We start from the raw sequence: 17,749 nt of genomic DNA on the forward strand, positions 1-17,749 counted from the left end.
GGACACAACCGATGGGTTACGGGTCATATACGCCTTTACCGGCCCGGTCGGGTCGTAGGGCTTTATAACTTTCCTTTCGGGCCTAGCCGATTTTTTCTGCGCTGGTTTTCTAGTCCTTTTCATCCGTACATCCTTTCATTCCTCAAGAAAAGGGTGCGTCCCCTTTTCCATTGCAGTAATGTATAGATACATTGTATGATTTTTATGGAATAGTGCAAGCTGATTAAGGCCGGTCTAACTAGCCCTTATCATCTTCCAAAATTTACAATCCAAGACTTGACCCTGGACTTTCTGAACACACCTGATGTCATTTCGAACAAACGTGAGAAATCTTAGCTTTCTAGAAAAAGGGCTGCGCGCCCCTTTTCAAAAATACACCTTATCTTGTTGTCATCCTGGAGCAAAGCGAAGGATCTCGATTGTCACTCTAAACCCCTTCGGCTCGGCTCAGGACTTGGCCCTTATTTTTTGGAACTTCAGGTAGCTTACACACCCCTAAATCCCCTCTTAAGAGGGGACTTTACAATTATCAACTACAACAGGGATAGTAATATCCTAAACCAGTATCCCCTGGGGCTGGGCTTGAATTATAAGATTTTCTTTTAGTCTCTACTTAAAGGTACTTCAGAAACTCTTTAACGCTTAATCCTGCTTGCTTGAGAATACCCTGAAGAGTTCCTCTCTTTAAATCCTTATTATGGTATGGAAGCACTACTCTTCTTGATGCTTGAGCCGGATGTTTTAGAACAACGTGTCTTCCGGTTTGATGGTGGATATAAAAGCAGCCATTTGCAGGGCTTTTAAAACTTCTTTTGGTTTGAAACTTGGTAAAGTTGGGGCCATTTAGAAGGGTGCATCGACTGCGACTGCCACTTTTTCCTGCCTAGTTCCTTCTTCTTCCGGAATTGACTGGCCGTCTTTTATCAAGCTCTCCAAGTATGCTCGAATGGCATCGCGTGCCATTTCTCTTGCTTCATCTAATGTATCGCCCTCGGTTACAAGTCCGGGAAGAGCAGGAACAGTTACAACATAACCTCCTTCTGGAGCAGGCTCGTAAAATACCGTATATGAATATTCTTTTGCTGCCATAGGATTCCTCCCGGGACAATATATATTTTCACAGAATTTTATGCTTTTACTCTACACACTATAGGTTAAGGACTTTTAAAGCTCAAATGCCTTTATAGGTTATGAGGTTACTAGCAGATAAGAGCCTCGGTTTTGCGATACTCCGCGGATAATTACGAAAACCCGTAATCATTCCTGGAAAACACGCTTGATAAGAGAGTAGAACTCCTCACAACCGAGATGATTAGTCCCTATATAAAACCGTATGTCTTGAAAGAGGCCGAATACCGTGAAGTACCTGGGGTAGAATGGGGAAAATAGATCAGGTTAAATGTTACGGTAACTTTCTGAATTCCATACCCACTTGAATAAAGTGATCATCCTCTGTCAGAACATCCTGGATTCCAAGTTCCTCCATGACTACCATTGATGTTAAATCCGTGAATGAAATTCTAGGCTTATCATGAAATTATAACCTTAAATCTCTTGCCTTTCCGAATCTCTCTTCGTTAATCCATTCAAGAATTAAGTAGTTGTTATCTATTGCTCTTATTATCTCTTTTGTCTCTTCTTCCGCAGTTTCAAAGGGCAGTTTTCTAAACAAAAGTGTTATCGTTTCATCCAAAATATAATCCGTTGTATAGAGAATACCCTTTTTAAGCTGGAAGTTATTGTAAAAGGTTCCTATCTCTGCGTGTCTTTCCTCTCTTCTATTCGAATAGGTAATCCATCCCCAAGTGTCAATTAGAAGTTTCAATATTATTCACCGTAGAGTTCTTCATCTATCTTATGGGCAAATGGCTCTACGTCCGCTATGCCGCAGATCTGTAGGATCGGGTCGTTCTCAGGATCGAGTTGTGTCTCTTTAGCATCTCGCTTCTTTTTCAAAAGACTATCAACATAATCTTTGACTTCTCTGAGATGCTTCTCAGGAAGCTTTTCAATCTCTTTCATAACCCTTTTCTTTAAAACCTGCTCGGATTTCATTTCTTCACTCCCTAGCTGATAATTTTATCAGACAAAATAAGGTTTAAGAAGAGGAGGTGGTTATTACACGCATAACGATAAGCGGCCAGTCGCATATTGATTTTGGGGATGGTAGAATTTTCTTACTGCCGGTTATTGTGGCTGAGGATATCGACCCCGCAGTAGTAGTCACGGTTTACCGAACAAGCAAGATTGACAAGTATTGGAGGCGTGTATGAAAATAACTTATGATGCTCAAGTGGATGTTCCTCTTTCAGGAATTGCAGAGGAGAATTTCAGATAGCGTACACACCCCTAAATCCCCTCTCAAGAGGGGACTTAACAATTCTGACTACGATAAGGACGGTAATATCGTAGGACTTGAGATATTGGATGCATCCAAACGGATGGAAAATCCCCGTTCCGTTAAATACGCTGTTGCGGACTGAAGGGCAACCACACTTCCTTAGAAAGCTATAAAAGAAATTGAGTAAAAAAGAGAGGGAGTAACCTTCGGACGAAACCTTAGGTGTGCCCTCTCATCGGAACCTACCTATATCCCCTCCTTCGGCAAGGCTGGACCGGTCTCAAGGGGACAAGCCACGGACCGCTTTTACATCTATATCCCTGGTGCGCACTTTGTAGGCGCGGCCTTTGTTTTATCTCCTTTGAGGTAGGTCAGAGCCTGCTCAGCGCCCTTGATAATTCCTTTTCCCGCCTTGCTCATGATTTTCCACCCATTAATGTGTTAATACCTACCCAGTGATCTCAGGACTCTGATTTCCGAGATGTCTGGCCTACCCTTTTTTTCCGTTTTTCTATGGTGGCAATGCCTGCCGGCACTACAGGAGGTCTGTCCGGGAATTCAGCGACCAATGACAGCTCCCCGCCTAGCAAGTGAACATAGTCGCGAAGGGTAGATAACAACACATCCGAGCGTGATTCTAGGCGGGAAACATTGTCTTGGCTGATCCCCAGTTTTCTGGCGATAGTTTCTGGGTGAGCTTGCGGGCACTGCGCAAATCACGCATGGTCATCTCTTCCGCTATGAGTTTTAGAGGGAAGCTCTTTGATTTTAGCCTGTCTCCTTTTGCCCAGCTTGCTTATTTTTTCGTCAAGATTCTTGCCCATTACTTCTTCCCCTTCTTCTTGGATTTCTTTATTTTCAGCATTGCCAGACGGCTGTCAAAACGGGCGTCTGCCTTCTTAAACAACCCTCTATAAAAGCGCTTCTGGCTAGTGCCGGATTTGTCGCCAGCCACTCAAAGCACCGCTTTACGCTCGGGGTCAAAGGCGAACGCCACGCGGCCTCACTAAAGCCGTGGGCTGGGTCTGTAATATGCTCTTGGCCTGGTTCAAGACTCCCGGTAATGCAGGATTAACTAATAATTAGAAATCCGTACGCTCACTTACAGAAAAGTGGAATTTTAATCTTAAGTATATGGGCCCTGATCAGATACTTTATCAATCAAACCATATTAATCGCTGAAAATAAAGGTTTAATTTATCGGTAGAACGCAGTATGATCGTGTCTGAAGTATAATACTTTGGGTTTAGGTTCTGATTAGAAAGCGGTTCGTCTCCCGTTATGTCAGCCATTTGCAACCCCTTATTCTCGGGTTTACCCTCCGGGATTAGTAAATAAAAACTGGCGCCCCCAGAGGGATTTGAACCCCCGACCTGCGGATTCGAAGTCCGACGCTCTATCCGGGCTGAGCTATAGGGGCGCTATTTTTTGAGACTTCGGAACGCATGACCGTACTGAGACCTGTCGAAGTATATGCGTTCCTTACAAAATCAAGGAATCTTTTTTAGACTTGTTGCTTGGTATTAAAATACCTGAATAGATTATGGCCTTACAAGAACAGGTATCACAAGGAAATAAGTGTTCAGATCATCGCGGTTAGAAGATGAAAAATAAGACGGTCATTTCTGGCCGTTCTTCCTGCCATTTCGCAAGGGGAAATCTTACTTATGAAATTGTTTAAGATTCCTCATATTCGTTCTGAAGGGCAAAATTAACCTGCCTCACACTCTGTCAGTACAGGGTTCAGAATAACAGGCAAAAACGAGACAAACCCACTTTCGTCCCCATTGATGAAGAGGGGGACAACAGAGAGATTAATCCAACGCTATCTCTTGCCTCAATTCGCCGGGAAGCGTGTCACCCCATTTCTCCACGATTGACTGCGTCACAAATTCCCTTATCTCGGCGGCGGTCTTTAATTTTAAAGCGTGCTCCACGATCTCCTTCGATTCATTCACGGTGATAGAACTCAAAAGCTTCTTCACTTTGGGTATGGAATGGACGTTCATGCTCAACTCGTCGACGCCCATACCCACGAGCAGTGGGACGCAGGAGAGCTGTCCGGCCATCTCTCCGCATACGCTTACCGGAACACCTTTCTCATTGGCTCTCTCGATTATGGTTTTTATAAGACGCAAAACCGCCGGGTTGAACGGCGTGAACAGATAGGAGACATGGTCGTTGACCCGGTCGACGGCCAGTGTGTACTGAATTAGGTCGTTGGTACCGATGCTCAGAAATTCCACCTCGTCGGCGATCTCCGAAGCCATGATAGCGGCAGAGGGTATTTCGACCATGACCCCGACTTCGGGGAAGGTGTGAGAATTAAGCTCACGGGCCGTCTCCAGTATTATCCTTTTCACTTCCCTTATTTCCAATATGTTGGAGATCATGGGGATGAGTATTCGCACCTTTCCGAACTCACTGGCCCTCAGAATCGCCCTGATCTGGGTGCGGAAGGTCTTCTCGTCCTTGAGAGAAAACCGAATGCCCCGAAGACCGAGAGCCGGGTTTATCGCCTTGGAAGGCTCCATACCCACCGGGAACTTATCCCCACCGATGTCCAGGGTCCGTATGGTTATGTACGGCGAGTGAAACCGGGAGAGCACCTTTTTGTAATCCTCGAACTGCTCCTCCTCCGTGGGGAAATACACCGAGCTTGTGAACATGAACTCCGTTCGGTACATCCCTATGCCCTCAGCCCCGTAGCACATGGCCAGGTCTACCTCATCAGAAATCTCTATGTTTGCGCTTACCCTTATTTCCCGGCCGTCGAGCGTTTTTCCGGGGAGGGTGGCGTAGCTTGCGAGCTTCTTTTCCAGCGCCTGGAATTCCTTTCTCCTCTTCTTGAACTCCCTTAATTCTTTTTCGGTCGGGTTGACGATGACTAAACCGTTATATCCGTCGACGAATATGGAATCGCCAGGCGAAACCTTCAAGGTTATGTCCTCGAGTCCCATGACCGTAGGAATTCCTAAGGACTTTGCCACTATGGCGCTATGAGACGTGGAACCGCCTACGTCCGTGGCAAAACCGACGGCGTGGTGTTTTGCAAACCCCACCAGGTCGACCGGAGAGATATCATGGGAAACCACGATCGAGTCCTCCTCCAGGTTGGGTATATCCTCGTGCACCCCGCGAAGGTTTCGAAGTATCCTTTCCCCGAGATAATAGATGTCGGCCAGCCTCTCTTTCATGTAGATATCCTCTACCCGCTTGAAGGCCTCGCTTTTCTTGGAGAGAAGATAGGTTATAGCCCACTCCGCGTTGACCTGCTCGTTCTCGATCGTCCGGAGCACCTCTTCACAGAGTATTTCGTCCTCCAACATCATTATGTTCAGATTTAATATTTGAAGATGGTCCCCTGCTTCCTTCGGGTCGAATTTATCTCTTATCTGGAGAATCTGCTCCTTTGATTTTTCCACCGCCGACAAAAACCTCTTCTTCTCCGGCTCGATTAAAGGTGGTTCTAACTTCTTTCTTTCCACTATTGTTTTGAAGCGATTGAGTAATACCACTCTTCCCAGAGCAACCCCGGGAGAGATCACAATTCCCTTGAGCTCAAATCTCATATCCCTTCACCAAACCCGCTTTCGATAAGTTTTTCGATCTCGCCGATGGCTTCTTCGGCATCCTCGCCTTTAGCCAGTATTTGTAGCTCACTTCCCTGTGCCGCTGCCAGCGACAGAATACCCAGTATGCTTTTTCCGTTTACCTCGTAACCGTCTTTTATGAGCTTTATGTCGGACGAGAATTTATTGGAGAGCCGCACGAAGGAAGCGGCGGCGCGCGCATGAAGACCAAGTCTGTTCTTGATCTTAAACACCTTGATAATCTCTAGAGTCTCCAAAATGAAAGGCCTCCGTTGGGACACATGAAGCAACCGGAAAATTCGTGAAATAAACCCCTGAATCCTATTATAAGAACCCGATTATTTTTTTTCAAATGTTACTAATGATGGCCTGAACTCAAAAAGCCCCCGGTCTATGTCGGTATTCACCTCGACTCCGCTGTGGTAACGGATGGAGATGGAGAAGCTATCGAGCTTGAGTTTCATGCTGGTAGGCAGCGAAGCGCCTGCTCCGAAATCCTTGAAATCACCATAGCTGTAGGCTGCTGTCTCCCCATCCAGATTGACCTTTGCTTTTTCGATACGGTAGTTGACCGGGTTGACCCAGAAAACATCTTCCCCTCCCTTATCATTAGTGAAGGCCACGCGCACGTAAGACGATTCTTTACTCAGTCGAACCGAAGAATCATCATAATCATGCCGCCCGGGGAACCTGCCGAGCAGTAGGTCCACCAGTTTATCCACCGTGATCCTCACCGGGAGGTCCGGATAAAAGAGCGATAAATCAAACTCCTCCAGGCTGTCGAAAACCTGGTGTTCCCCCTGGGAAATAACGTGAACCCTCTCTCCATCTGATATGACTATGACCGCTGTTCTTCCGAATGGAGCCAGCGCTTCCAGACGGAGAAGGTTTGGCTCCTCGGCTATGGTGACCTGGCTGAAAGATGCGCTATTCTCCGGGGCCTTTATGCTGACATAGGCCAGCCCCTTAATCGACCTTACCCCCTTATCCGCCTGTCTTACCCTAGTTAAAAAAGAAGACTTATCTATCGTAGCTACATCGACCTCGACGGTCTTTCCGGCGCAGGCAAAAAGGAAAAGCAAGCCTAGCAACAAAATAGGAGATTTCTTCAATCTACCTTTCTCCCCCTATTCTGAGCGTTAAGCTTTTGTTTGATATTAATAATCTTTTTCTCTACCCTCTCCTCCAGCTCCTTGTCTTCCTTTCCGTTTAGCTCCAGGCTCCTCTCGTAATACTCAAGCGCCTTAAGCGTATTTCCCTTGTCGTAGTAAACATCCCCCAGGTGCTCCATTATGGTCGGGTCGTCGGACATAAGCTGTTCAGCTTTCTTCAGCAGTTCGAGCGCCCCGTCCAGGTCGCCCTTCTTGTAATAAATCCATCCCAGGCTGTCCACTATGTGCCCCTTGTTGGGCGATATCTCCAGAGCCCTCCTGACCATGACCTCGGCTTCTTCCAGATTCTCTCCCCTTTCCGCATAGGTGTAGCCTATAAAATTGAGGGCATCGGCGTTGTCCGGATTGATTTCCAACACCTTTCTCATCATATCGATGGACCGGTCTTCATCCTTGGCCAGATAATAGGCTACCCCGAGCGAGTAGCATATGACCTCGCTATCCGGGTGATTCTTCAAGAAGTTCTTGTAAAGATTTATGGCGTCCTGGTTCCGGTCGAGCTTTCGGTAAAGGGTTCCCAGATAATTGACCACCGCCTCGTTATCCGGGTTATCCTTCAGGGTTTTCTCGATTACCTCGAGGGATTGTTCTGTTTTTCCCATCTTCTCGAATAGGTAGGCCTTTTGCACCAGTACGTCGTTATAGTAAGCCGACTCCGGGGTTATGGTGTTGAGGAGGTTCAGAGACTCGTCGTATTTGCCGGTCTCGGTGTAGGCGAGGGCGAGATAATACTTAGCCCTTTCATCGTCCGGGTCTCCCAGGAGAATGAGCCTTAACTGCTCGATGGCTTTGTCGTATTCCCTTTTTTCGATATAAAGGAGTCCGAGCCTGAGCTTCAAATCCGGGTTTTTATGATCCAGTTGCTCCGCTTTTTTAAACTGAACGGCAGCATCGGTCAGACGGTTTACCCGGAAGAGGAAATTTCCGTAGCGCACGTATGCCTCGAAATTGAGCGGGAAAAGCACGACCAGGTCTTTGTATATGCTTTCGGATTCCTCAAGCCTTCCCTGCTTTTCATACACTATTGCCAGGTCTATCAGGGCGGATGGATAGCTGGGGTTAATCTCCAGCGCCTTTCTGTAGTATCTTTCGGACTTCTCCAGGTTCCCGGTCTCCGAGTGCAGTCTTCCCAGGAAATAGTATCCGCGCTCATCGTCGGGGAGTAGCTCGGTAAACTTCTCAAAGCTAGTCTTAGCCTGTTCATACTGCTTTGACTCTACCTGGACTATACCTAGAAAAAGATATGACTCCGCGTCGTCCGGGTCGAGCTCGATGGCCTTGGTCAGCTCCTTTACGCTTTCCTGTCTCTTATCCGGGTCCGGAGAAGAGGCGTAAATCTTACCCAGAAGCCCGTGAGCGGGCCCAAAGTCGGGATTTACCTTTACCGCCTCCTCCAGCTTCCACACCGCTTGCTGAAACTGATTCATGCTCATGTAAACCAGGGCTAGGTTGTATTTTAAGAAAGCGGAATCGGGGTCGTGCCTCTCGGCGGCCTGGAGCTCGGAGAGCGCCTCGGCAAAATTACCGCGAAGGAAGTTAAGTCGGGAGAGCGTGAAGTAATAATAAGCCTCGTGCTTGCTGGTTAATTGTCTATATTCCTTCTTCTTGACCTGGCCGGTTGGTTCTACCCCCGTCATCTTTGGAGCACAGGAGGAGAGAAACAAAATAGAGAAAGCGACCAATAAAGACTTTATTCCGTACCGATTCTCTGTTCTTCTAAACTTCATCTCAAGATGCCTCGACTATGTCCAGCTTTATTTTCCCTACTAACTTTATGATCTGATGGCTTTTGCTCAGGTCCCCTTCGATGAATTTTATGTGGGATGCGTCCGCGGGGAACTGTCCAAAGGTGGGATCGACGGCGACCCATTCGCCCACGAAAACCTCGTTCCAGGCATGATAGTAAAACTTCCCATCGAGGAAAACAATTCCGAGTGCGATCCTAGCCGGAATCCCGGCGGCGCGGGAAAGAGCGGCAAATAGAGTAGCATGCTCGTTGCAATCCCCCTTCCTGGTCTTGAGGACATCGAGCGCATTGGGGACGCTTATGGTTGGGGTTTTATCGAGGGAATTAAAAACCCAATCGTTTATCTTTCGTGCAGCAGTCAGGGAACTCCCCTCTCCACCTACGATCTCCGACGCTAAGCTTAGTATCTCGTCGCTATCACTCTGGATCAAACTGCTCGGCTTTAAATAAACATCATAATTTTTGCCGGAATAAGGAATTGAATATGTTTTCACTCGAGACAGGTCTCCGACTTTAACCTCGATTAAACCGTCTTTATAAAACTGCCGGTTATCATCCTGCAGGTCTAACCCCTCGAGCGATTCTATCCCTCCTACCCTGACCCGGAGCAATTTAAGGTTTCTGGGATTATCAAGAGAAACATCTGAGGAGATGGCAGTATCTTCTATTATATCCAGGCTGGCGAGACTCTGGCCCCGGACACCCTCTCCGGCCTCCCTCATGGCCGTAAGCCCGGGAGGGGAAACCTCCTTTATCACTCCTCCTTTATTCGTCACCCAGGCGGTTATTTCAGAGCCGGCAAAATCCGTCTTCACCCGGTATGTATTGAAACTACCCAGAGGAACTTCCACCCGCTCCTCACCCTCTACCCTCAGTGTGGTCCTCAAGCTCATCGAATCGGCCCCGGTCAGGATCGAGGTCGGGTCGAAAAGGGTGACTTCGTAGGACTTGCCCACCTTCGGATTCTGCTCGCTTAGCCACCTGTAAAGAATGGGCATAACCAACGGCTCATCCCTAACCGGAAAAGAAAGTTCGCTCTTCCCCGAAACCGAAAACACCTCCAGCTTAATCTCCTCCCCCACCCTTTTGCCGGTGGCCTTAAGCTCCACAGAGGGAGCGCTCATCGAGAAATCAAAGGCCATAAGCTTGTAACCGTCCAAGAAGTAATCCGACATTACCTTTAGATTCTGGTCCGTGCCCAGGATGTTCATCCGGAGGTTGGTTTCTTCGACTATATTTAATGTCCCTTTCTCCCGTCTGAAAAGGGTGTAAGAATATCCGACCCTATTCTCTCCGGAGTAAATGCCCATCCACTCTTCTTCTGGGTCGAGCTCTTTACCCGCTGCACCAACCAGACTAAGCGAGAATAACAAGGCAAGCACAACCGGGTGGGCTGATTTCATACATGAATAATCTACACACCTTTCATACCAGTCTCAAGTATTGTATTTGTAGACAAAACATACCGCACCTCCGCTGGAAGGGGGAAGTATTTTATAAACCATCTCAACTAAAATTTTCCTCACGCTTAGCAGGTGATGATTAAAGACGGGTATAAGAGAGGGATGTAGAGGTTGTCATTCCCGCGGAACTTGTCCTCGACCATGATCGGGGAGCGGGAATCAACCGATCTGTCAAATATGGATCCCCGATTAATGCATTCGGGGATGACATAAGGACTAGATTCCCGATTGATCCCCCGGTTAAACCGAGGGACCGGAATGACAAATGGGTGGACCTCCTGGTTAAGCCGGGGAACGGGGATAACATGCGGAGAGGAGCGACTATACACTGAGCACTTCGAATCTCTCATTTCAGACTCTTCGAAGCACTCAATAAAGATACGCGTTTCCCTAAATTATTTAGAGTGTTTCTACATCGGCTTTAACTAGTCGGCTTAACACAAACTTAACAAACGAACTATTTATAGATACAATAATCGGGTTTTTCTCGTCTTTTCCGGCAACGCAATTTTGCCTGGCAAATGACATAACAGGAGAGAATCTGATGATTAGTGTCGAAGATTTAAGGAGATGCGTAAAAGAAGGACTCTCTTTTGTTGAATTTCAGCCCTATATTAAGGAGGCCGAGTTATTCGCCTCCTGGAACGACAATATGACGGTAAGGATCAACTACACATCGGACATACCGTGCAGCGGCGTTCACGAGCCGAAAAACATAGCCGGGTACGGGGTGGGGGTTCTGGCCGTATTCAACACAGCCGAAGGGACCAAGGTTGGCTTCGGCAGCGAGACCGGAGACCTGAGCCTGGACGGGATCAAAAGGGCTTTGGAGAAGGCACGGCAGAATGCGGTGAATGACCCCGATTTTAAATCACTCCCGTCCCCATTGGACGAGCCGCCTAAACTCATTTCATACCACGATGAAAGGGTAATGAACTTGGAAGATGAAGAAATGGTATCCCTGGGCTGGCGCGCCCTTAAGGGGGCGTTAGCCACGTTCAAAGAGGCCGGATATTCAAAAAGCCTGGTCGTAGGAGGAGACGTTACCATACTCAAGGAGAGAATGGCGGTGGCGAACACCAGGGGGATTAATGATTATGATGAATCCACCGCGCTCTATTGCTCCATCACCTCTATGATTGAGGACAGCGATGCTAAGGGGACTGGCTGGAATTCCGCTACTCACCTGGATAAGTTCAGGCCGGAGGAAGCGGGACAAGCGGCGGCGATAAGCGCCATAAGCACCGTTGGCGGAAAGAGAATACTAGCCGGAAGGTACAACGTGGTTTTTGGAAGACACGCCGTGGCTATGCTCTTTTCAGAGATGATAATCTCCGCCCTCACCTTAAGCTCCATAGATTCGGGCAACTCACCCTTCGTCGGAAAGCTGGGCAAGAGGGTTGCTTCGGAAATTCTTTCGATTTACGACGACGGAGCAAGACTCTGGGAAGTAGGTAGCAAGAAAATTACTGGCGAGGGCCTTCCTACCGGGAGAACGGATTTGATAGAAGGGGGAATGCTGGTCGGGTTTCTGTCCAATCACTATTATGCCAAAAAATACGAGAATAATTTGGTCAAATTCATACCCAGGAACGGATTCCGGTTTGGAGACGGGGGTAGAGACTTCCGGCGGACGACCTCCATATCCGCTACTAACCTGGTGATCGAGGGAAGGAGAGAGGTGGATTCGGAGAAGTTAATTTCACGCGTTAAAAACGGCATATACATAGGGAGGCTCTGGTATCTCTATCCGGTGTATGGGCTGGCCAAGGCGCATTTCACCGGGACGGTCATAGGGGATTCATATATAATCCGAAACGGCAAGTTGGACGAGCCGATCAAACCGAACACGGTAAGAATAAACGACAATTTTATGAACCTCCTGGAAAACATATCTGCCATATCCAAAGAGAAAAGAACGACGTTTATCTGGGACTCGCCGGAGATAGTGATAGCGCCGGAAATCGCGGTGAAGGAAGTCAGGCTGGAAAACGTGGCCGAGTTCATGGAGGAGTTGTAGGGTTTCTACAATTTTTAAGAACATTTAATAGGTAATGACAAGGATTTAATCAAACGGGCACTGCCTTAGCTAATTTCATCTAACTCGGCAATTTTACTTCTCTAACTGTCACTCTGAGTCTATACTCCACTAAGATTCTTCACGTTTGTTCTAGCCTATTGACCGCCTTTTCTAGAAAAACCCCGTTAACTCTGAGTAGGGTGGAAGGGGAAACTCTCAATAACCCATCCTTCGACCAGGCTCAGAGCCTGTCCTGAGTTCATCCCCGATTAAATCGGGGAAGGAATGAGCGGATGCATATCCGCTAAAATGATTAATGAAATAAAAACCGTTCATTCTGAGCACAGTCGAAGAATGAACACCTCAAGAGACCTCATCCTTATATAAACTTAGGGCAGGTTCAGAGTCGTCTTGTTTACCTTGCTTTATAAAGAGATATGCACACCCTACATATAACCATCGAAAATTATTATTGATCTCCTCAACTTTCTTGAGGGTCTTCTCAGCTTCATCATACTTTCCCTTTTGTGTGAGTATTTGAGCCGTGTAAAACATACTTTGGAGAGCAACCATTCCATATTTCCTAAAACGTGAATCCACTTCGCGCCTTAATTCGCCTCTCAATTCAGAAAACCTTTGAGAAAATAAGGTTTCAAGACCAACACGTTGTTCTAAGGATTGTTCGAGAGAATGTATTCTTTTTTCCAAATCCGAGTTTTTACTTAATGGCTTAGGAGGTGTGTTACTCTCAAGCTCTTGTGTTAAGTCTTCTTTGTTTTTGTCGGATATGTTTTTAGCGGTACTTTCTTCTTTCATTGTATTTAGCATAAAATTATAAACCTGTGACAACTGTTGTAGTTAAGCTGTATTAGAAGTTCTTGGTGTGAATGACTTTTCCCATATAGAATAAAATATCACACCAAAAATAAGAGATTAGCCAATGCCGGAAAAAGTCATTTTTTCATGGAGTGGCGGTAAAGATAGTGCCATAGCGCTCTATGAAATTGAGAAGAGTAATAACTATGAGATATTAGCTTTATTGACAACCGTGACCGAAGACTACGACCGGGTTAGTATGCACGGTTTGAGACGGATTCTATTAGAACAGCAGGCCGAGTCGCTGAGCTATCCGCTCGAAAAAATTTTGATTCCCAAGAATGCTTCCAATCAAGAATACGAATCTAAAATGGAAGAGGCTCTTTTAAAGTATAAGAATAGAGGTGTTAACTCAGTAGTCTTTGGAGACATCTTCTTAGAAGATGTAAGAAAATACCGAGAGGACAACCTGGCTAAAATAGGGATGAGGGGAATCTTCCCGGTCTGGAAAAGAGACACCAACGAGCTTGCTCGTACATTCATAAACCTGGGTTTCAAAGCGGTTACAGTCTGCGTTGACGCAAATGTTTTGGACAAGAGATTTGTAGGGAGGGTCATCAATGAACAATTCTTATCCGAGCTCCCTCCCGGTGTCGACCCCTGCGGCGAGAATGGCGAATTTCACTCCTTTGTCTACGATGGGCCGATATTCCGGGAAAGGATACTCTACAATACCGGAGAGGTTATCTTAAGGGATAACCGTTTTTATTATTGCGATTTAGTGCCTCATCACTAGAGCATATAGATCCGGTCTACCAGCAAGCAATCTGACACAGGGTGTCATTCCGCGAATCTAAGATTTCTCCCCCTGGTCGAAATGACAGAAGAAGTTATTGGAACGGTATCCTCATCCTTGTCATTCCGATCCCTGTCCCGAACGAATGTGAGGGAGCTGGTGAGGAATCTAAGCAAATTGCTCTCCGTTCCTTACATTAAAACCAGATACGGCCCGGAAAGTCACGCCTATCGAAAAAGACAAAACAATAGAAATTATGTTGTTAAGAAGCATGTCGTGTACTACTGACGAAACTGGCGAGCGGCCCCTCCTTTTTCAGTGTTATAAAATTATCGCCCTTGGTGAGGCTCAGGACAGGCTTAGATAAACTTAGTATTCAGGCAAACCGAGTTATATTAGCATTTAGCAGATGTAAATCCGCTCATCCCTTCCCCGATTTAATCGGGGATCTACTCAAGACAGGCTCTGAGTCCGATCGAAGGATGGACGCTCAGGACAAGTTCATTATATAAATCACATCATTAATACTAAAACTATCTCCCGCCGGTAAGCCTGGCCCGGCCGCGCAGGGTAGGACCACCATTTCCCACACGAAGAGCCTGCATAGGGACACCCTTTCCGCAGTTAGGCATGGGGAAAAGCCTAAAATCGTTTCCCACGGCATCTATGCTCATGAGATAATCCCTCGAATCGGAGGTCATTCCCCCGCTTCTGTATAGCTTCACCAGCTCACCCTTCTCGACCTTATACACCCGTCTTGCCGATATGCTGAAATTCTCCCGGGATTCTCCGATGGAAGGTGTATGATGTGACACCAGGTAATATCCGTCGTCGACTTCCCTAATTATGTCGTCCGGATTCCTGTCACCCGGGGCGAACACGGTGTTGGTCATTCTCACCAGCGGAACAAAGTAGCTATGGGTGGCACGCATGGCGCCGTTTGGCTCCTCGTCCAGTATCACCGCGGTTTCCCGGCTGTTCAAAAATCCCTTGAATATCCCCTTGTCGATATGAACTACCCTCTTTCCCAAGACCCCCTCTCCATCGTATTTATAGTTTCCATAACCCGGAAGCGACGTATCGGAATACGCCGTTACCAGGTCGGAAGCTACCTTCTTGCCCACCTGGTTATTTTCCAGGCTCTTTAGCAGCCAGCTCCTTCCGGCGTATGCTGTCTCCATCTTGAGCGCCCTGTCCGCTTCCACCGGGTGGCCGATAATCTCGTGCACGAGAAGCGCATTGAAATGCGGGTCGGTGACCACCACCGCTTCTTTTGCAGTTGAGTTGAGAACTTCGGCCTTGGAGAGCTCTATTGTTTCATTCCCCAGGTCTACTGCAAACTCATGTAGGGTCCTACCAAAAGGATTTTCTCCATGAATCGCTTCCCATCCGCATCTGGCTCCAAGGTGGTCATAGTTAGCCTCGTCTCCGACGACGACATAAACAAACCCTTCGGTGAGTGGGAAGGTCTGGTCGATCAGTGCCCCTTCGGACGACACAAAAAGCTCTCTTACCAGCGAGGTAGTAACGTGAACCAGATTATAGCCACCTGAATCATAAAGCTTTTCAATGGACTCGGATGCTCCGACTGCTTCTCTCACTATGCACTCGAGCGTTACGCTTCTGGGGTCATCCTTGAATGGGATAACCACCGTATCGTTGTGAACTTCAACCGGGGCGAGTATGGTGCTGTGTATCGATTCTCCAAGCTCTCCAAACACACCCTTCATCTCCGCTTTGTACGAAGCGTTTGCCAGCGCTCGTTTCCAGGCATGTCTTACCCCTTTCCTTATCACATCATCCAGTCTTCTCAGGTCAGAAGTGCCCAGATGAGAGGCAAAGTAGCCGGAGGCTTTAAGCCTGTCGCCGGCGATGGACCTTACGCTGAAAGACATCTGCCGTTCTTCTCTCCCTTCCCTTGGAGCGCCCTTTTGAGCCACGGCAAACCTGGTCTCATTCACCCCTATCCTCACATCTATGTAGTGACAGTTATCCAGGTTTATTTGAGATTCCAGGACCATTTCGGAAACCAGGACTTTTATCCGTTCGATTAAATCAACGCCGATTAGGCCTGACATTGGGGATGCCTCCTAGCAGTTTGGGTATGGAAATGAACCGTCCTGCGGTAAGCCGCAAAGTATCCGAGAATTTCCCCTCCCTTGACGGGAGGGGATTCAGCCCATGAGATATGAAGTTATCTCACGGGCTAATGGGAAGGGTGAATCACCCCCACCTTAAGCTCTTATTTCCATTTGATGCATGTGGTTCCCTGAACCCCCCTCGATAACTACCTCAGATCCCACTGTGCATCAAATACTACGCCCCACCATGAGGGAGGATAGGTAATGAAACCTTCTGGCAAACCACAGGTAATCTCAAGTTAAATTCAATATAAAACAGCAAGCGTGAAGGAGTTAATAATAACATGAAAGTAAGTGAACGAGCCAAAACGCTAAACTGCTCTCAGTTGTTTCCTTACCAAGACGGTTTAACTTGACTGATTTTTGGCCTGTGTAATACTCAAGCTAGGTTGATTTATGTTCTTACGATTTGCAAGTAGGTTAAGGCTATTCGCTCATTAAATCCAATCATAACCATCTAAAGGAGGATGAAAAATGCTGAAAGAATTCAAAGAATTTGCGATGCGCGGAAACGTGGTGGACATGGCCGTCGGGATTATAATCGGCGCCGCATTCGGAGCAATAGTTAAATCCCTAGTCGACGACGTAATCATGCCGCCTATCGGACTGGCATTGGGCAACGTTGATTTCTCCAACCTGTTTTTAGTCCTGAAAGAGGGTGCAACTCCTGGACCCTACGCCTCGTTAGCCGAAGCTAAAAATGCGGGAGCGGTAGCAATAAGATACGGAGTTTTCATAAACACCATAATTAACTTCATCATCGTAGCATTTGCGCTCTTCATCGTCATACGCGCCATGAACAGATTGAAGAAGCAGGAAGAAGCAGCTCCGGCCCCTCCCCCAGAGCCGTCAAACGAAGAGAAATTGTTGGCGGAGATCCGAGATATTTTGAAGCAGAGGTAGAAGAAATGTGGTAGAGACGCAAAATCTTGCGTCTCTACTTTTTCACGTTGTCCGGATTGCCCTCATCCTCTGACCATTTAATGGGATTGTTCAAAATATATTCTCGAATCTCATTTAATTCGTTTTCACTTCGAATAATATGTTCATAATAGTTTCGTTGCCATGAGAAGGGTATATTGTTTATTCTCGACCATTTTTTAACGCCGATTTTATACCCACGAATAATCGAGGCCAAATTCTTGGATTGCGGGCCGAATCTATTTCCTTTTCTTTCTGGTAGAGACACAAAATTTTGTGTCTCTACAATTTTATGATCACCAATGATAACAATTCCATGTATATGATTTGGCATTACGATTTACTCGTCCAATTTAACGTAAGGAAAATGGCTAGGAATCTCGTGCCAATAACGAGATGCAATCCTCCCTAAAGATGATAATTTCATTTCATCTTCAATCACTTTGCCAAAAAAGCATTTACGGCCTTCGGTACAAATAGTAACAAAGTAATATCCAGGAGAGCCATAATCCCAGTCTTTTAACCTGATAGACCCAATACGGTACTTTTTCCTATATAATGTCATTTCCACTACCCAGAATCTTAAGACTTCCATAACACGGGATAATATCAAAAAGTGTGTAAAAGTATTTGCAGGCGGCGAATCCTTTTATATCTTTTTAGCTGAGAAAAGAAAAAAGAAAGGAGACGCCACCCATGGGAAAGCATACCGAGAAGAAGGCAGAGAAATCAAGAGTAA

At 46.8% G+C, this 17,749-nt stretch carries 18 protein-coding genes and 1 tRNA gene; 5 read left to right on the plus strand and 14 right to left on the minus strand.

Features of this window, described 5'->3' with window-relative positions; all coding sequences use genetic code 11:
• Positions 1 to 613 precede the first annotated feature (613 nt).
• The 4 genes from VNN20_11030 to VNN20_11045 all read right to left on the minus strand — a co-directional run bounded on the left by VNN20_11030 (position 614) and on the right by VNN20_11045 (position 2,055).
• The gene (locus VNN20_11030; GenBank protein HWP92714.1) at positions 614 to 775 is read right to left on the minus strand and encodes a type II toxin-antitoxin system HicA family toxin; all 162 of its coding nucleotides are present in this window, start codon (positions 773 to 775) and stop codon (positions 614 to 616) included.
• Positions 776 to 843: 68 nt separating this feature from the next.
• Positions 844 to 1,089, minus strand: coding sequence for a type II toxin-antitoxin system HicB family antitoxin (locus VNN20_11035; GenBank protein HWP92715.1), 246 nt, complete (start codon positions 1,087 to 1,089; stop codon positions 844 to 846).
• A gap of 448 nt (positions 1,090 to 1,537) precedes the next feature.
• Positions 1,538 to 1,825: a hypothetical protein gene (locus tag VNN20_11040; GenBank protein HWP92716.1), complete on the minus strand. Its 288-nt coding sequence runs from the start codon at positions 1,823 to 1,825 to the stop codon at positions 1,538 to 1,540.
• 2 nt (positions 1,826 to 1,827) lie between these two features.
• Positions 1,828 to 2,055, minus strand: coding sequence for a DUF2281 domain-containing protein (locus tag VNN20_11045; protein ID HWP92717.1), 228 nt, complete (start codon positions 2,053 to 2,055; stop codon positions 1,828 to 1,830).
• A 56-nt stretch (positions 2,056 to 2,111) separates the two neighbouring features.
• On the opposite strand from VNN20_11045, the gene VNN20_11050 reads away from it, so the two are divergent.
• The gene (locus tag VNN20_11050; GenBank protein HWP92718.1) at positions 2,112 to 2,273 is read left to right on the plus strand and encodes a hypothetical protein; all 162 of its coding nucleotides are present in this window, start codon (positions 2,112 to 2,114) and stop codon (positions 2,271 to 2,273) included.
• Between the two features lie 9 nt (positions 2,274 to 2,282).
• Positions 2,283 to 2,483: a DUF2283 domain-containing protein gene (locus VNN20_11055; GenBank protein HWP92719.1), complete on the plus strand. Its 201-nt coding sequence runs from the start codon at positions 2,283 to 2,285 to the stop codon at positions 2,481 to 2,483.
• A 681-nt stretch (positions 2,484 to 3,164) separates the two neighbouring features.
• Here the strand turns inward: VNN20_11055 and VNN20_11060 are convergent.
• From VNN20_11060 to VNN20_11095, 8 genes are all read right to left on the minus strand, one after another.
• A complete protein-coding gene (locus VNN20_11060) occupies positions 3,165 to 3,296 on the minus strand; it encodes a hypothetical protein (protein ID HWP92720.1) in 132 nt (43 codons plus the stop codon).
• 202 nt (positions 3,297 to 3,498) lie between these two features.
• Positions 3,499 to 3,633 (minus strand): hypothetical protein, encoded by a 135-nt coding sequence (locus VNN20_11065; protein HWP92721.1) that lies wholly within the window; start codon positions 3,631 to 3,633, stop codon positions 3,499 to 3,501.
• A gap of 50 nt (positions 3,634 to 3,683) precedes the next feature.
• A tRNA-Arg gene (locus tag VNN20_11070) sits at positions 3,684 to 3,761 on the minus strand.
• Between the two features lie 394 nt (positions 3,762 to 4,155).
• Positions 4,156 to 5,913 carry a phosphoenolpyruvate--protein phosphotransferase gene (ptsP, locus tag VNN20_11075; protein ID HWP92722.1) on the minus strand — a complete coding sequence of 586 codons (1,758 nt, stop codon included), beginning with the start codon at positions 5,911 to 5,913 and terminating at the stop codon, positions 4,156 to 4,158.
• Positions 5,910 to 6,191, minus strand: a complete 282-nt coding sequence (locus VNN20_11080; GenBank protein HWP92723.1) for an HPr family phosphocarrier protein — start codon at positions 6,189 to 6,191, stop codon at positions 5,910 to 5,912. Before VNN20_11080 ends, ptsP begins: the two co-directional genes overlap by 4 nt.
• 81 nt (positions 6,192 to 6,272) lie before the next feature.
• A complete protein-coding gene (locus tag VNN20_11085; protein HWP92724.1) occupies positions 6,273 to 7,046 on the minus strand; it encodes a hypothetical protein in 774 nt (257 codons plus the stop codon).
• A complete protein-coding gene (locus VNN20_11090; GenBank protein HWP92725.1) occupies positions 7,043 to 8,833 on the minus strand; it encodes a tetratricopeptide repeat protein in 1,791 nt (596 codons plus the stop codon). Before VNN20_11090 ends, VNN20_11085 begins: the two co-directional genes overlap by 4 nt.
• A 1-nt stretch (position 8,834) precedes the next feature.
• Positions 8,835 to 10,256, minus strand: coding sequence for a transglutaminase domain-containing protein (locus tag VNN20_11095; protein HWP92726.1), 1,422 nt, complete (start codon positions 10,254 to 10,256; stop codon positions 8,835 to 8,837).
• A 604-nt stretch (positions 10,257 to 10,860) separates the two neighbouring features.
• Between VNN20_11095 and VNN20_11100 the strand changes: the two genes are divergently transcribed.
• Positions 10,861 to 12,336, plus strand: a complete 1,476-nt coding sequence (locus VNN20_11100) for a TldD/PmbA family protein (protein HWP92727.1) — start codon at positions 10,861 to 10,863, stop codon at positions 12,334 to 12,336.
• Between the two features lie 363 nt (positions 12,337 to 12,699).
• Here the strand turns inward: VNN20_11100 and VNN20_11105 are convergent, their stop codons facing one another.
• The gene (locus VNN20_11105) at positions 12,700 to 13,152 is read right to left on the minus strand and encodes a hypothetical protein (GenBank protein HWP92728.1); all 453 of its coding nucleotides are present in this window, start codon (positions 13,150 to 13,152) and stop codon (positions 12,700 to 12,702) included.
• Between the two features lie 124 nt (positions 13,153 to 13,276).
• Here VNN20_11105 and VNN20_11110 point away from each other — a divergent pair, with 124 nt between their 5' ends.
• Positions 13,277 to 13,948, plus strand: coding sequence for a diphthine--ammonia ligase (locus tag VNN20_11110; GenBank protein HWP92729.1), 672 nt, complete (start codon positions 13,277 to 13,279; stop codon positions 13,946 to 13,948).
• Between the two features lie 533 nt (positions 13,949 to 14,481).
• On the opposite strand, the gene VNN20_11115 is transcribed toward VNN20_11110, so the two are convergent.
• Positions 14,482 to 16,026, minus strand: a complete 1,545-nt coding sequence (locus VNN20_11115) for a TldD/PmbA family protein (protein ID HWP92730.1) — start codon at positions 16,024 to 16,026, stop codon at positions 14,482 to 14,484.
• 537 nt (positions 16,027 to 16,563) lie between these two features.
• Between VNN20_11115 and mscL the strand changes: the two genes are divergently transcribed.
• Positions 16,564 to 16,992, plus strand: a complete 429-nt coding sequence (mscL, locus tag VNN20_11120; GenBank protein HWP92731.1) for a large-conductance mechanosensitive channel protein MscL — start codon at positions 16,564 to 16,566, stop codon at positions 16,990 to 16,992.
• The last annotated feature ends 757 nt before the right edge of the window (positions 16,993 to 17,749 follow it).

This window comes from Thermodesulfobacteriota bacterium, from assembly GCA_035559815.1.
GTDB lineage: Bacteria > Desulfobacterota_D > UBA1144 > Nemesobacterales > CSP1-2 > DATMAT01.